At 62.0% G+C, this 15964-nt stretch carries 11 protein-coding genes and 2 pseudogenes; 2 read left to right on the top strand and 11 right to left on the bottom strand.

Translation table 11 applies throughout. From position 1 onward, the window contains the following. From U5A52_RS42355 to U5A52_RS42335, 5 genes are all read right to left on the bottom strand, one after another. A partial coding sequence (locus tag U5A52_RS42355; RefSeq protein WP_321940323.1) for an alpha/beta family hydrolase occupies positions 1–465 on the bottom strand: 465 nt, incomplete at its 3' end. 466 nt (positions 466–931) lie between these two features. Beyond that, the gene (locus U5A52_RS42350; RefSeq protein ID WP_321940321.1) at positions 932–1564 is read right to left on the bottom strand and encodes a response regulator transcription factor; all 633 of its coding nucleotides are present in this window, start codon (positions 1562–1564) and stop codon (positions 932–934) included. A gap of 71 nt (positions 1565–1635) precedes the next feature. Further along, the gene (locus tag U5A52_RS42345; RefSeq protein WP_321940319.1) at positions 1636–2565 is read right to left on the bottom strand and encodes a DUF2950 domain-containing protein; all 930 of its coding nucleotides are present in this window, start codon (positions 2563–2565) and stop codon (positions 1636–1638) included. A 10-nt stretch (positions 2566–2575) separates the two neighbouring features. Next, the gene (locus U5A52_RS42340) at positions 2576–3886 is read right to left on the bottom strand and encodes a DUF3300 domain-containing protein (protein WP_321940317.1); all 1311 of its coding nucleotides are present in this window, start codon (positions 3884–3886) and stop codon (positions 2576–2578) included. A gap of 247 nt (positions 3887–4133) precedes the next feature. Beyond that, the gene (locus tag U5A52_RS42335; protein WP_321940315.1) at positions 4134–5291 is read right to left on the bottom strand and encodes a BamA/TamA family outer membrane protein; all 1158 of its coding nucleotides are present in this window, start codon (positions 5289–5291) and stop codon (positions 4134–4136) included. A 306-nt stretch (positions 5292–5597) separates the two neighbouring features. Between U5A52_RS42335 and U5A52_RS42330 the strand changes: the two genes are divergently transcribed. After that, positions 5598–6143 carry a CSS-motif domain-containing protein gene (locus tag U5A52_RS42330; RefSeq protein ID WP_321917929.1) on the top strand — a complete coding sequence of 182 codons (546 nt, stop codon included), beginning with the start codon at positions 5598–5600 and terminating at the stop codon, positions 6141–6143. Between the two features lie 478 nt (positions 6144–6621). Here the strand turns inward: U5A52_RS42330 and U5A52_RS42325 are convergent, their stop codons facing one another. The 5 genes and pseudogenes from U5A52_RS42325 to U5A52_RS42305 form a co-directional block, all read right to left on the bottom strand. Continuing rightward, entirely contained in the window at positions 6622–8487 is a 1866-nt protein-coding gene (locus U5A52_RS42325; RefSeq protein WP_321940314.1) for a diguanylate cyclase, read from the bottom strand. Positions 8488–9330: 843 nt separating this feature from the next. After that, the gene (locus U5A52_RS42320; RefSeq protein ID WP_321917931.1) at positions 9331–10677 is read right to left on the bottom strand and encodes a glutamine synthetase family protein; all 1347 of its coding nucleotides are present in this window, start codon (positions 10675–10677) and stop codon (positions 9331–9333) included. A gap of 121 nt (positions 10678–10798) precedes the next feature. Continuing rightward, positions 10799–11356, bottom strand: a complete 558-nt coding sequence (locus tag U5A52_RS42315; protein WP_321940312.1) for an XRE family transcriptional regulator — start codon at positions 11354–11356, stop codon at positions 10799–10801. 14 nt (positions 11357–11370) lie between these two features. Beyond that, entirely contained in the window at positions 11371–12660 is a 1290-nt protein-coding gene (locus U5A52_RS42310) for an FAD-binding oxidoreductase (protein ID WP_321940325.1), read from the bottom strand. Between the two features lie 472 nt (positions 12661–13132). Beyond that, positions 13133–13714: pseudogene (locus tag U5A52_RS42305) on the bottom strand (substrate-binding domain-containing protein); the annotation flags it as partial. A 585-nt stretch (positions 13715–14299) separates the two neighbouring features. On the opposite strand from U5A52_RS42305, the gene U5A52_RS42300 reads away from it, so the two are divergent. After that, a complete protein-coding gene (locus U5A52_RS42300) occupies positions 14300–15094 on the top strand; it encodes a helix-turn-helix domain-containing protein (protein WP_321940310.1) in 795 nt (264 codons plus the stop codon). Positions 15095–15765: 671 nt separating this feature from the next. On the opposite strand, the pseudogene U5A52_RS42295 reads toward U5A52_RS42300, so the two are convergent. After that, a pseudogene (locus tag U5A52_RS42295) lies at positions 15766–15964 on the bottom strand (catechol 1,2-dioxygenase); the annotation flags it as partial.

The following is a 15964-nucleotide window of genomic DNA, read 5'->3' as shown; positions in this document are numbered from 1 at the left end:
CGGCACCGTGACGTCCGCCAGGTGCCGTGCCCGCTCCACGCCAGGCGCGCCCGCCGCGTGCAGCGGGAACGCGACGAAAGCGAGGCCACGCACGCCGTCGAGCGGGGAGATGGCTTGAGCCTGGGAGGTCATGCGGCCGCCGAACGACCTGCCGCCCGCGAAGAGAGGCAGGGCTGGCAGCCGCCGGCGGGCCTCTGCGACGGCCGCCTGCACGGCAGCATGTGCCACGGCCGGCGAGTCCACCCGCTTGGAGCCCCGCTCCATGTATGGAAACTGGTAGCGTAATGTGGCGACATTGACCGCCGCAAGCGCGTCGGCCAATGACGACATGCCGGCATGCTGCATGCCCGCCCCTGCGCCGTGCGCGAAGACATACAGGGCTCGTGCGTCCTGCGGCACTCGGAGGAGCGCAGAGACCTTAGTGCCGTCGGGCAGTGCCAGGGAAAGCGATTCTGGGTCGTCCATCGTATTCAGGTCGTGTCGTTGTGGCCATTGCGCCGATTCTGCATCAATGAGGCATCTGGGTGCGTTTGTAGCGGCGTCCGGCAAGGCATTGCGCACGCGGAGTTTGCCGGCCGATCCATGGAGCGCGCGCCCATCGTGAACGGCGCCGCAGTCGCGATGTGTCGGTTGACGACCGCAAGCCCGACGGCGTAATTGCACGCCTGCATCATTGTCAGCGAGCTGTTACGACACGGCAATCAGCGTCAAAGGAGGTTCTCGAAGGGCAGTTCATTTAGCTGCCTCTCTGGAAGAGCATGTCCGGCTGCAGAAAGTTATGGGTGCGGCCACAACCTGCCGTTCAGCGAGCGGACGAACCTGCCGTTGGAACGACTGCACTACTCTGCGGATTCGACCGGATGGCCGTCGATCGTCCAGGTCCCGACACTATCCACGCGTCGAAGAGTGGGTGCTGAGACCGGGTACTTGTCTACCGACGGTCGCCCGCCTGTGGCACGTCAATGTCTAGCTGCATCAAGCAGCGCACGAGTTCCGGCACCGACCTGACATGCATTTTTTGCATCATCCGTCCTCGATAGATCTTGATAGTACGCTCAGCAATGCCGAGCGTATTGGCGATCTGCTTGTTCATCAGTCCGTCCGCGACGAGCGTCATAACCTCTTGTTCTCGCCTCGTCAGCCGCCCCATGCGCAGGTGAATTTCGGAGCTTCGTGTGTGTTGTGCAAATACCTTTATGCCGCGCTCGAGAGCACGCGCCACGGCAGAGAGAAGCAGTTGTTCATCGACAGGTTTCTCGAGAAAATCGAGCGCACCCGCCCTCATCGCTTCAATGGCGGTGCTCATATCACCGTGCGCTGACACGAACACGATGGATGCGATAGCACCCAGGGCGCGCTGTAGATCGAGACCACTCGCGTCCGGTAACGCCAGATCCAGCAAAATACACGTCGGGTGCCTCATCAAGGCAGGATGAGCCAGGAGTTCACCGGCACTCCCGACGGTCTCAACCAGATGGCCAGCGGTTCGAAGCAGCCGCGCGAAGGCTTGACGCACTTGCTCATCGTCGTCGACAACAAATACCACAGGCGAAACTTCGCTCATTGCTCCGCTTCCTTCACTGCTTCATGAGCCGCTCGATGGAAACCGAACGATCCGCACCGCATGCGAACGGATTACTCGCTATCGCGATCAGACACCTTGCTCCAGCCTGGCCCCGGGTCAAACGTCTTCGTCGACTGCGCTTTCGTGGCGCTGTCCGGCCCGAGGTCACGCTCATAGACCTGACCGGAATGGCTCACCATGAACGTCTTGATGCCCGTCTCGCCGTACTTCACCGGCCAGGCGATGACAGCAAAGCCCCCGAACAGCTTGCCCTTCACGACGTAGTCATAGGCGCCACCGGGCGCGTTCGGCCCCTGTGACTCCAGCAGCTTGAAGTGGTATCCGTAGTAGCCGGCGCTCTGTGCATTACGCGAGCTCGCGCCGACGAAGGCCGCGCCGAGCGGACTTGGCGTGTCATCCGGCCCGGCAGGCCAGTACAGCCCGTCATGTTTGCCGGGCGAACTGACCATCTTCGAGGCGTAGGCGAGCACCCCTTTCCCCTCGTGATTGGTCTGCGCGTATTCGCGCTGCGCGTCGAAGATCGCCATCATCGTCTGGATCACGGCCAGTTCGTTGCGGCCGATGCGCCGCAAGCGCATTGCTTGCGCGCCCGCTTGTGTATCGAAGTGCCATCCCTGCCCGGTCTTGACGAGGGGAACAGGGAACGTCCAGCCATCGTCGCCCACGACGATCTGCGCGTGCCCGGCCTCCCCTGTTTCGATCGTGTGGGACTTCGCCCACTCGGCGATGAAGGTATCCCGCACTGGCGCGCCGAAGGGTGGGATCAGCTTACGAAAGTCATTGCCGAAGATCCTGCGTAAAGCGTCCTCCCGATCCTTGATGACCGCATCGCCAAAAGCATTCATCGCAGCCTCTGGCGAACTGAAGTACTGTTGTGCGTGCGCCGCGGGCACCGTCGCGCCCCACAGCGCAACGGCTGCCGCGAGATTCGCGAACGGCAGTGTCAGAAGTCTATGTACACTTCGTGGATGAACTTTCATGGTTCACTCCCTAGCGCCTGCCACCGCGGCCGCCACCACCTCCGCGCATGCCACCTCCGCCGGCGGGCCGATTAAAGCCTGAACCCTGCATGCTCCGGTTTCCTCTGTCAAAGTTGCGTTGCGAGACGCTGCCGCTCGACCCCACGCCTGAAAACGCGCTGTCCCGGCCTCCGCCGTAGCCGCCGCCTCGACTGCCATTACTGACGCGGTTCATGTTGCTGGTGGACCCTCTATTGGATGCGCCTGTCCGGTTGCTCCCGGCAGACCGGTCTGCCACCGACGCGCGATTACCTGCGCCGCTCCGGTCCGCGGTCATGGCCCGGTTGCCCGCGCCCGGCCGGTCGGCCGTGGCCACGCGATTACCTGCATCGGATCCGCGCCCGCGATACTGGGAGCGCCTGTCGGACCCTGGCGAGCCGGCGAACTTGTCGCGCGTGGCGTTATCCCGGTAGGCCACACCCTGACGATGCCCGGCATCGTGCTGCCAGCGGCCGCCCCTCTCTCCGTTCTTGAGCTTCGAACTTTCGAAGTTACGGTCAACGTTCCTCGCCCTGTCGGAGTCGATGTTGACGTCGCCTCCGCCCCAGCACGAGTTGCAGTCACTGAAGATCGCCCCGGCGGCCGCAAGGCCGATGCCCCAGGCGAATCCAGTCGCCAGGGCCGCCCCGGGATAGTAGCCAGGGTAATAGGCCGGGTACGGTGGCCAGTAATAGGGTGGATAGGCCGGATAACCCCACGCTCCATACACCACTGCCGGGTCGTAGGCGGGGACATAAATCACCTGCGGATTGGCGGGCTCGATCCGCACGACGGTCGTCTCGCCGGCGGCCGCTGGCTCGACGATCACCTGTTGCTGCTCGTTCGACTTCAGGTTGCCCGCTTCCTGCGCGCGCGCCCGTAACCGCTGCACCGCAGCGAACACGTCCTTTTGCTGGGCGAGGAACGCGTCACCAAGCTTCTGTGTCCAGTCCAGCTTGTCGTACATCGGCTCGAGGACCTGGGGGAATGCCACCAGCGACTTCACACTGGTGTCCCAGGACTGATCCTGGACCGCCCGCACTGCGGCATCACCCTTCACATCCGGGTGCTCTTTCACCCAGCGCGCCGCATGGACGATTTCGAGCGGATACGTGGACGCCATCAGGACCTGAGCCAGAACCGAATCCGGATAGAGTGCGATCGGCGCGACCAGCGCCTCAATCTCCTCCGGCTTGAATGGCGCAGGCCCTTCAGGACCGCGATCCGCAAAGGCAGGAGCTGCCACCAGCAGGATCAGCCACACAAGTGCTGCCTTTACCCATCGTTCGTTCCAGATGGTCATGTCCCCTCCGTACGGCGGATGTCGACGCGAACAACGATGCGTTCCTTTCAGTCATGGCACCGGGAAACAACAACCTGGCCGGAACCCTTCTTGGACGGTTGCGGCGCTCTTCTTTGCGTAGTCGTCGGATAAGCGGTCTTCCGCATTCCTATCCTAGTTCCCGTTACGTACAAAACAAGCCTTGGGTGCGCATCAATCCAGCGACTCCGGCAGCTCAAGGATTGCTTGAATGCGATCGCGGCGCGAGTTAGCGCCATGCACTACCGACCTGTATGTAAAACGCATTCTGGTCCTTGCTGTGGGCCACGTCGATGCCAATGGACACACCCAGCTTGCGTGCTATCAGATAACGAAACCCTGCCCCGACGCTCGTCACGTTCTGCGCCTGCGAAAAGCTTTCCAGACGTCCATAGGCCTTGCCGAGTCCTGTGAAGCCGAGCAGCGACCACCGGGGCGTCACATCCCAGCGCAACTCGGCTTCAGTCGTGATGGCATTACGGTCCTGGTATCGCCCCTTCTGGACCCCGCGCAGATCGACGTACGGCTGCGCGTAGAACGGAATGTCACCCGTTGAAAACTTCGTGTCGATGCGCAAGCCCAGGATCAGCGCACGCGCGAGGGGAAACCATTTGAAACCGCGAGCGGCGTACACGTCATAGTTCTGGGTGCCGCCCAACCCCGTTCGGGCGAACTGCGCTTCAAGTTCGGCGAAGCTGCCGGCGGCCGGGAAGAAGATATTGTCGCGCGAGTCGTAATCCAGGATCACGCTCCCCGCACCGATGCGCTGGTTGCGCTCGAAATTGGCTATGCTCGCCGGTATGCTGCCGCCCGCGAAGCTGGACGTGGCGTTAAAGAAAACATACCGCGCGCCGGCGTACCAGCGGCTGTTCCCGAGCCGCACCAGAAACTGCTGAAGCAGTGCATCACCCTGAAGCGTGTACGCCCGGGCCTGGCTCGTCGGTCCGAAGTAGTCGAGGTGGGCGTCGACCTTGGCGACCGCGCCCAGGTACCGGTAGCGGTCGTCATCCCAGGTGTGGAAGTGGGCGGCGGCCGCGGCCCATGTGCCGTTCTGCGTGTACATGCCGCCGAGCGCCGTGACGTTCGGCGGAGACTTGTTCGGCGGTTCGACTGTTGTGTTCTCCACCTCCTCGGCGATCGGCCCGGAGAAAAACAGCAGGCCGAGGCCGGCACCATAGCCCACAGCCGGCTCGGTGATCACGATGGGCACAGGCAGCGCGCCCTTGTGCTTGAGCAGGAAGTCACTCATATCCAGTTGCCCGTCCGCCGGGTCAATGAAACTGAGCGGTGCTTTCTCCTCGGCACGCAAGGCAGCACACGGCGCTGAAGTTATCGCAACCAGAACGGCAGTGACGCCTGCGAACACTGGACGACCGAGCATGGTCATTGCCCTCGAGCAACGGCGCGGCGTCCCGTGAGTGGCGCCCCACCGCTAGTGCGTTTGGGACCGGCCTCGACATATTACTGTCCTCTTCCGATTGTGCGCGTGCTACGGGTCTGGCACGCGGCACGCGCAACCAGAGTCCGCAACGTTCACAAACCGGCAAAAATGTTGACCGGCCCTGCCGCGAAGACCCGCGTTGTACGCGATCTGCGGCGGACTATCCTTTACTGGATATTCGCAGCCGCGTGTGTCGTCCGCACGCTTGCCAACCCCGTTCGTTCCCAAAATTTTTCGCGCCTGGGTACCGAAATGATCAAGCGTATCGCACTGATTTCGACGTCGATTGTCCTTGGATGTATCGCGACCATCGGACCGGTGCTCACGAGCCTGTACATCGCGAACAAGGACGTTCAACGCCGGGACCGGGAGGACATTCAGGAGTTTGCCGACAAGGCCATCATGCGCGCGGACCTGGTTACCTACCAGGCCTTCGCCGCACTCTCCGATCTCGACCGGGAACCCGGTGGACCCTGCGCGCCGGCGAACCTGGAACGGGCGGCACGGGTGATCTACAACTACCGGTATGTCCAGGATGCGGGCGCCTACGCGAATGGCCAGTATCTCTGCTCTCCGCTTCTGGGCGACGTCCGCACCAAGGACCTCACGTTGCCACCACCCGACTACCGCACCAATGACGGGTATCTCGTGTGGTTCCAGCAAAAAAGTCCGCTGAGTGACGTGCGCAAGGACCTGCAGATCGGCCGCAACGGCCACTACGTCGCGATGGATCCGGCGTCGTACGTCGACCTGATTGGGCCGTTGTATCAGCCGGAGTCATTGGCGATCGGCACTTAAATGGTTTGTGTTGATCGTGTGCGTGAATGGAGTTCTTGTCGTCACATTACACCCCAAGGGTTAGCGCGGATTGCAGCCGAAGCTTCCAGCAAAGCCGCTCCGAACGCTGATCCAATACGGTCTCCTTCCGCGCGCGTCTGCCTTTCCATCTTCTTCTCCGGACCTATATAGTTGCGTTGTCAACTATAGTAGTTTTTCAATCTGCGCCCCTTTTGAAAAGGGCCGTCTCAACGGACGACACTTGGGAATTTCCCCTAGAAAACCGTGAAACGCCTGAACAAGCACGGTCATGGTGCCAGGCACCGAATTTCCGCTTTGGGTTGCCTGCGGGTCTACCATGTCGGGCTGTAGCCAGTGCCCGTGCATCAACTGCCAGATGATGCACCGCTGACGCCACACGCAGCGCGGACCGCCTGCCGGAAATCTGTCCCGCCCCCAGCTCCGACGAAGCATCCGCTGGTCTAGAGGCGACCCGACATCAGGATGCATTGGCCGTGCAATCGGTCTCCTGCGCATTCCCCCCAGTCCTCAGCTTGACCTGATTGCGACCAGAGCGCTTCGCGCTATAGAGTGCGGCGTCAGCGCGTGCCTGCGCCGCCGTCAGATCGGGTTCGCCATATTGATACATGGAGATGCCAATACTCGTGGTTATGCTTACGGCCCGCCCATCGCCAAGAACGATCGGGGCTTCCGCCACCGCGAGCCTGATGCGCTCCGCTACACCACGCGCCTGTTCAGGGGTTGCGCCCTGCAGGATCACAGCGAACTCCTCGCCGCCAACCCGGGCGGGCATATCATGGTTGCGCAGCGCTCCGTTGATCCGGTCGGCGATGCCTTCAAGGACGCGATCGCCGGCGGCGTGCCCCCATGTGTCATTGACCCGCTTGAAGTGGTCCAGGTCCAGTGCGAGCACTGCGAGCGGACTCCCGTGTTCCCGTGCGTAAGCCGCTGCGCGTGCGCTGGCGCGGGTGAAACTGCGCCGGTTGGGAAGTTTGGTCAGGGCGTCAAAATCGGCTTCCATGCGCAGCTGGCTGATCTGCGCGCATTGCCTGCTAACATCGAGGAGCGTGACAAGTACAAGTTCCTGGTCCTCGGGGGCGACGACGCCGCCCAGAAGGCGGCTGCACCGCACGATCATCTGGACAGCCCCGGCGCTGGTCAGCATCGAAACGGGCTCGCTGTCGTCACGCCCGTACATTCCGGTCCAGCTTGCGGGCTCGGCAAACAGCACCGCCAAGCGTTCCCCGACGTCGCCCCTGGCGCCAAACAGGCTCCTGAATGCCTCGTTTGCCAGTGCGATCTTTCCGGTGCCGACGTCCACCAGCGCAACCGGCGTCGGGATATCCCTGACAACGGTCGATACTAAGCCAGACCAGTTCTCTATCTCTTCATGCAGCCGGTTTTCACGGCGGAGCATCACGATGCCTGCGATCAGCAGCGTGACTTCAATGGCAATGCCCAGCAGGTTGAGAAAGAGGCTACGTAGCCAGGGAGCCCGGTACTCGTCGACGGCATAGCCAAGCTCGAGCGTCCAGTTGTCTCCCGGATTGCCAACGGTAATGCTACGGAGCGTTTTAAGCCGTTCGCGTCCGTCTTCGGGCGAGATTGCATAGTACGTTGAGGGCGTGGGACCTTCCCGCTTCAATCCCGCGACGTGACTCACCGATCCGGTTTCGACGGCTGGATTCGAAGGGTAGTGTGCGATCACCTGATCGTCACGGTTGACCAATAGTGACGCGCTGCCATGCGGAAGCGCTATGCCCTTCATCAGCGCCTGGTCGACGGGTACAACCACTGCCATGCGCATATCTGCGATGCCAGCATGAACAGGATGCTCCCTGATGAAGAGCAGGCTCCAGCCGGAGTCGCGGTGAATGAGCTGGGCGATCGTGCGCGGGTCGGCAGTCAGGCCGGGCAATGCCTTAAACCATGCCTCGTTCCGATCCCCCGGCGGGACCGAACTCGCGAGCACATGGCCTGCGGAGTCAAATACAGCAATCGACACGTTGCCCAGCATATCGCTGTCCAGCGCCGCCAACCGGGCGAGCGTCCCGTCGTCGGGCGTCCCGGCCGAGAACGCTTCGTCCACCATCAGGAAAGTATGGTCGACCGCCTTGGCGCGATCCTGTACACGCAGCGCAATTGTCGTGGCCAATGTATCCAGGCGACGGGCCGTCCTCTCATTAAGATTGCCGAAATCGCCCACCGCCTGTGTGACATGTGCAGCCAAGTTCAGCAACACGAGAAGTACCATTACCGGCAGCGCCCGTTTGAGCCAGGAGACACGGCGAACCCCGGTGGATGATATGGACGCATGGAGCGTGGCGGCGGCAGGGGACTTCATGGCAGGTCGCTCAATAGGAGGCCGGGCCGGCACGACGAATATCAAGAGGTGCACCGGCGTCGACGGTGAAGCAACAACGCTGGACTGCGCAACGCGGAGACCGGGATTCATCAGACCACTGAAAGCTTCACCCAGGCACCAGGTTGACAATTCAACTATATTCCTGCTTGTAAGGTATTTGTATGCGTCGGTGCGTCGCCAGTGCCTGTTTAAATTTCAAGACGGAAGCCACGCCGAGTCGTGGGCGAAGTTCCCCAGAGGCCGATGATGCGCCTCGAAAACTTCGGGGAGATACGGTTGGCGGTTGTCTCCCCGTGAGCAGCCATTGGTTTTGCGCCAGACTGAAAGGCTGTTCAAGGTCGATATGACTCGTTCGCTCTCTCCCCTGAAAGCACATCGGCCTTGCCACCTGGACACTGTGGCACTGGCGCACTCATCCGGAAAACCCGGATTCCACAGACGCCCCGGAATGTTCGCCCGACGAATCTTCGCAAAACAGGAGAGGTGCGGAAATTGCAGGGTCAGAGTGGCAACCGGAGACACCCCGACTTCCCATGAAGACTACCCTCATCAAGCCTCGCATTGCACCAGAACCATCGTGACCACCTTGGGGTAATCGTGTTGTCGCCGACGCCGAACTGAACCGGTTGCCGACACATCGATGAACCAGTCCGTGAGCGGCCGGGGCCGCCAGATCTGAGATCAGTTCGGCATTGGACATGGTTCAGCTGCATTTCGGTATCCCGATAAAAACTGGGCGGCCGACAACATCGTTCGTTGCGTCTCGACCTCACTTCGAGCACCGTCGCAGGTAGCGATCGACTGTCTAAGGTCCCGGTCAATTTACAAAAACCAGCGATATTCTCGTGGCCCGATTGCGTTCATAAAATCAAGGTGATCCTGCCGTTTATTTTCGCAATAAACCATGGTGAAGTCGTCGCCGAGCCCCTCGCGCACCCCGGCATGCCCGCGCATCGCCGCCACCGCAGAGAGCATGTCGCCCGGAAAATCGATGCCGCTCCCGCGATCGTCGTTGAGCGGCGCGATCGGTTCGCGGCCCGCCTCCAGGCCGTACTCGATACCGGCGAGGATCGCCGCGAGCACGAGATACGGGTTGGCGTCCGCCCCTGCGAGCCGGTGTTCGATGCGTAGATTTGCTTCGTCGGACTCGGGAATGCGGATGCAGGCATCGCGGTCCTCGAAACCCCAGCTCGCCCGGCTCGCCGCGTTGACCATCGCGCCATAGCGCCGGAACGCGTTGTGATTGGGCGCAAAAATGGGCATGCAATGCGGGAGCAACGCGAGGCAGCCCGCCACCGCATGTCGCAGCGCGCGCCGCTCGCGTGCCGCGAGCACGTTGCGACCCGCCTCGTCGTAGAGGCTCACATGCACGTGCATACCGCTGCCTGGGACGTCGAGTAGCGGCTTCGACATGAAGCTCGCGCGATAACCGTGGCGCAGTGCCACACCGCGCGTGCTCCGGCAAAAGAGTGCGGACCAGTCCGCTGCGCGCAGCGCGTCATCGCAATGGCCAAAATTGATTTCGAACTGCCCCGGCCCGAGCTCGGCGGTGATGACCGTCGCATCCACACCCTGCTCGCGCGCGGTCTCGACCATCTCGTGCAGCACGGGCGCGAAACGCGAAAGGCGCTCGATATGCATGTTCGGCTGATTGTCTTCGTCCTCGCTTAGCCGATCGCGCGCAGGCTGCGGCAGACCTTCGCGCAGCTTCGCATCGAACAGATAGAACTCCAGCTCGAACGCGACCACCGGCTTCAAACCACGCCGCGCGAAGCGATCGAGCACGCGTGCGAGCACCTGGCGCGGCTCGAACGCAATGGGCGTCGCGGTGCCGTCCGAGGTCATCAGCATCTGGGCGAGCGGCTGACGCTCCCAGCGCACCGGCTTGAGCGTGCCGGGCACGAGGCGGCGCGGCACGTCGGGGTCGCCGTCGTGGAAACAGTATTCGCCGATCGGATACACCCCGCCTTGCGCACCAAGCAGGATGCTGTTTTGCGGCACCTTGAGCAGCGAACCGGCCGCCACTTTCTCGAGCATGGCGATGGGATAGCGCTTGCCGTAGAAATGGCCCGGAATGTCGAGGGAAATCAGGTCGACGTATTGCACGTCGGGATGAGCCGCACGAAAGGCGCGTACTTCGCTCAGGAGGTCAGTTGCAATGGCACTCACTTCGGGTTCCTCGTTAGCGAGAGATGGTGGACCTGCTATTTAATCTGGACTCCAAACTATAGTGGCGGCACGCGTGCCAGCAAGCCGCGTGCCTTCGTATCAGGCGTGCATCAGCGAGGCGTCAGGTGAACACCCAAAGCACCCGCGCAGCCTTGTCCGAGCGATTCGCGTAACTGAAGCGGCAGCGTGCCGGCAGTTGAAAGCTGTCGCCGGCTTTGAGGGCGACAGCTTCGTCCTCGCCATCGAGCCAGATGGTGAGCTCGCCTTCGAGCACGAAGCCACCCTGCTCGTCGCTGTCGTCCACGGGGCGTTCGCCGCTCGTGGCACCCGGTTCCAGCAGGCTCTCCAGCATCGAAAAGCCCGACGACATGCTCGGAGAGACCAGCACGTCAGTGATGCCGCCGCCGTAATAGAGCGTGCGCCGCTCGCCGGGGCGCGTGACCCACGGCAGTGCGCGCGGCTTGCTTACGCTGTAAAAGTAGGTGGTGGGCGTCTGCAGCGCCTCGCCGATGGCGGTGAGATCGGCGACGGTGGGCCGCGACAGGCCGCGCTCGACCTGCGAGAGAAAACCCACCGAGCGGCCGATCCTCTGCGCGAGCTCGGCCAACGTCACCTTCTTGTGCTTGCGCAGATCGCGAATGAGAATCGCGAGGCCTTCTATCTCTTCATCCCTGTCCATACCGGATACCTCAGTCAAACCACGTCGCGCATGCGATACCACAGCTTGCCGAGCGCTTCGAGCGGCGCGGCCAGCACATTGCCGCCCGGAAAGCGCGGATTATGGATGGACTCGTAGAGCGAGAGCAAGTGCGTATCGCCGAGGATCGCGTCTGCTACCGCGCGCGCCGCGGCCAGCGTCGGCAGCACGCCGTGCCCCGAGAAGCCCTGCAGCCAATAGCGCCCGCGCGCGCGACCTACATCAGGCGTGCGCCGGATGCTGATGTCGATATGGCCGCCCCATGCGCATTCGAGCTCGACGTCGCGCAGTTGCGGGAAGACGCGTTCGAGGCTTGGCCGGATTGCCGCGCGGATGTCTTTGGGGATGCCACCGAGATAGGTGCACGCGCCACCGAACAGCAGCCGATGGTCGGGGCTCAGCCGGAAATAGTCGGGCACGAACTGGTTGTCGATGACGCAGTTGTTGCGCGGCAGGAGCGTATGCGCCAGTTGTGGGTCGAGCGGCACAGTCGCTACCTGATACGTGCCGACCGGCAGGATGCGGCGCGCGAGCTCGCGATCGAGCTGGTCGATATACGCGTTACAGGCGAGCACGAGCGTATTCGCGCGGATCAGGCCTTCGGGCGTAGTCGCGATGAAACCCGTCGGCGTTTCGCGCCATTGCAGCACCCGGGTCTGTTCGAAGATGCGCCCGCCCGTACGTTCGATGGCGGCAGCAAGGCCGAGCGCGAGCTTGAGCGGATTGAGATGACCGGCCTCGGGATCGTAAAGCGCAGCGAGATAGCGCCTGCTGCCCACCCATTCGGGCATCTCCTGCTCGGGGATGACGCGCAGCGCCTCGTAGCCCCACTTGTGGGCAGCTTCGTCGCGTGCCTCCTCCAGCAACGCGACGCGGCCGCGCTTGACGGCGGTCCACAGGCTGCCGGGCCGGTAGTCGGCGTCGAAACCGTGACGCGCAGGTAGCTCGCGCACCTCGCGCGCCGCCCAACGCATGCTCTCCCACAGCTCGCGCGCGCCATCGCGCCCCAGCGACTGCTCGAGCGGCCCCATATCGCATGACCAGCCGAGCAGCGCCTGCCCGCCGTTGCGCCCCGATGCGGCCCACGCGACGCGGCTCGCCTCCACGACAACCACGCGCCGGCCCGCGAGCGCGAGGCGCAATGCCGTGTGCAGCCCGCTGAAACCGCCCCCGACGATCAGGACATCGGCATCGCACTCGCCCGCCAATGCCTGGCGCGCGGGCACCTCACCAGGCAAGGTGCGGGCGTAGTAGCTCTCCACATGCTGGGTCGATTCGACGAACATGGCGGCATCCGTGAAATTTCTCTGCTGAATTTCATGAAAAATTAGCATGTAAATTTCATTGACGCAAGTGTTCCTTGACTACCTCGCGGGGCTTTCGCATGAAGAAGCCCGTAAATGGGCTGGAGTGGTTGTTACTGATGGGCGCATCAAATAAGTCCTGGAAGGCCCTGGTACAAATAGAGGGTCAGAGGATAGCGTTTATACATAGGTATCCTTACATAATCGACAGAGCAGCGCTCCAGACGGCGAGCGCAACGGCATCTCTGAGGCCCAGCTTCGAGTCACACGATACGCCATCTTCGAGATGTGATGCCGGGCGTTATGCTTGTGCTGCATGTGTTTCTTCAGAAAGATCGGACCACCGCTCTATGACCCCAATCTTCCATCGACCTATCCATGCAGCAATGCTCATTATTATGGATTCCAAATATTTAATCTCACACGCAACCAATATATGTCGCGCCCCGCTCCTTCATTCGGTCAGCGGTTCCGCCGCAGCGGCGGCGTGCAGTCGATACACGTTGAAGAGATCGTCACAGAGCGCACGCAGGATCGACTTCTCGGCCGCGCTGCGTTTGATCGCGAGATGCATCGGCACGTCGAAGCCGAACGTGGCGCACCCGAGCGCCCGGATGAGGCCGCGCTGCTCGAACGGCTCGGCATGGTGCGCCGGTAGATAGCCGATATGGCTGCCCGACAGGATCAGGACCGTTGCCGCATCGATGCTGTCGGCGATCGCCGTCACCTGCCGGTCGCCGATCCCCGCAAGCTCCTTGGGAATCGGATAGCTGCGCCCAACCCAGTCGCGCTCGCGCAGATCGTCGGTATTGACGTGCTGCGCCGCGTGGAAAAGCGGATGCCCGCGCCCGCAGCAAAGCACCTGGCGCTCGCTGAATAGCTCGGTGTAGTCGAGTCCAGCCACGCGGCGCCAGAAGTAGCCAATCGCAATGTCGAGCTGGTTGTTGACGAGGCTTTCTTCGAGCTCCTGCGACGCGGCCACCTTCACCGTGAAGCGCACGGCCTGATCGCGCTTGCGAAACGCACCGATCGCCTGTACGCGAATGCCGCGTCGGCACGCGCACATCTAGCGGGTCGTCGTCTTGATATCGAGCTTTTCGTCTTGAGTTCGGACCGTGCTCCACGAGAGCTCTACATTTCATCTGGCACATGTTCGGACATGGCGGCCAATGATATTTACGCGGACAACATCATATGCCCATGTAGTTGACAACTCACCTTTATATTCTTGATATCAACCATCATCTTTTCAGATAGCCCTCGTCTACCGGAGGGCATACCGGTAACCCCGGTCCAGCCGCTTGCCACCAAGAACGCCCACTGGCGAGTCGTGAATGCTCCAAACCACATTCGCAACCAGTATCGGCAGAGGGCAAGGCCGTTGCCTAACATGGCTGCCCGCCCCCCGACAGCGCGAATTAAGTGGATATTGGCGACACCTTGGCGCGCACAAAATTTTGCTACATCGAATATAGTTGATATATCAATTTTATTTACGGACGTCCGTACCGAAGGGCGGGAACCCATTCTTTCTTCGGCAAGACGTCCGAGTTCGAAGCCGCCTGCGTAGCCATTGAAGCATTAGTGAAACAGTGCGCGGCCCCCGCGCGGCGAACTGGAGATGATCATGTACGTCGAGCCTGCCTGCGATTCTTCACTGTCCGCGCCGCCGTCGGCGCGCTGGCATGACGTGCTGCCGCAGTCGATCGTGCGTGAGGCGGCGTCTCGACAGCCGGCTACGCGCTGCTCCACCTGCTCGCTGCGGGTGGTCTGCATGCCACCGGACCTAACCTCAAGCGAACTCCAGCAACTTGACACCGTGGTCCTTACCACGCGGAATGTGCATCGCGGCGAAACACTGTTCCGTGCACACGACGCCTTCCAGAGCCTCTACGCCGTACGGACCGGATCGTTCAAGACGGTCGTGATGCATCGGGACGGCCGCGAGCAGGTCACGGGCTTCCAGATTCCGGGCGAGCCGCTCGGACTTGACGGCGTATGCTCCGGCACCCACAACTGCGACACGATCGCACTCGAAGACAGCACGGTTTGCATCATCCCGTTCGGCCAGCTCGAAACATTCTGCCGCGAAAGCCGGCGCATGCAGCGCCATCTCTATCAGCTCATGAGCGGCGAGATCGTGCGCGAATCCAGCCTGATGATGCTGCTCGGCACGATGACCGCCGAACAGCGCCTCGCGACATTCCTCCTCGATCTCGCCGCGCGCTTCCAGGCGCGCGGCTACTCCGGCGCGCAATTCAACCTGAAGATGAGCCGCGAAGAGATCGGCTGCTTTCTCGGCATGAAGCTCGAAACCGTGAGCAGGATGTTCTCGCGCTTTCGGCGCGGAGGTCTCGTTAAGCCGAACGGCAAGCAGATCCGCATTGTCGATCTGGAGGGACTTGCGGGCGTATGACGCGAAAGGCGGCAAGGCCTGCTTGATGCAGTCCAGTTCGTCGCTTTCGCTTGCTGTATCGGGTGCCATGCGGACCACCTTCCACCCCGGACCGATACGTTCACGGAGAAAAGTGACTAGTTCACCTCTGGACAAAGAAAAAGCCGCTTCTGGTAGGTTAGATGCCCGTGTTGACTCGCAGCGGACGCAAAGGCCAGCACGGCGAACACCACGAACGCTGGTACGCCGACAGCCGCGTCAGCCCCCCTGCCTCCACCGGGCATACTGATGCACGCGGAATATGCGCAAGTCATTGCGAAGATGGCCTCCGTCTGGGGCGGGAGCGAAAGAGAATACCTTTCGCGCTGGCCGCACCTCGACGTTCACGACCCGTCCGGGTCTCTACCCCACAATCAGTCATCGTGGGAATGACAACTCCTGCCTGACTGACGCACATAAATCATCGAGGAATGGCGGCACCTCACCCGCTAACTGCCAGCACCGGTGGCACGCCGGGAACCGCCCTCCATAGGGTGGAGGCCATAGCAGATAGTCGCAACAGAGTCCGGATGCGTGGTCCGCAAGGTACCAGGGCAGCGCCCGGACTTACCAGTCGTTACCATCCTCGCCGCATTCGCTGCGCAGTGCGAACGAACGTTCTCACACCCTGTCCGTGCCACCGCCTTCGACGGTTACGCCGTGGCTGCGGCGCGCAGGCGATAGACGAGCTGGTTGTCCTTACCCTGCAGCAGCGGCGTGAGCGTGAAGTTGAACTCGATGGCCTTGTACGTGTCGGCTTTCAGGCCGAGCGTCGTGCCACCGGTCTTTTCTGTCACGTGCGGAATCAGTTCTTCACGGGTCGCGTAGGCGAAGTCGTCCCAAATGAGCGGA

Origin of the sequence: Paraburkholderia sp. J8-2 (genome assembly GCF_905220195.1) — a bacterium.
Lineage (GTDB): Bacteria > Pseudomonadota > Gammaproteobacteria > Burkholderiales > Burkholderiaceae > Paraburkholderia.
Note: the sequence above shows the minus strand (reverse complement) of the source record. Positions and strands in the feature narration are given on the sequence as shown.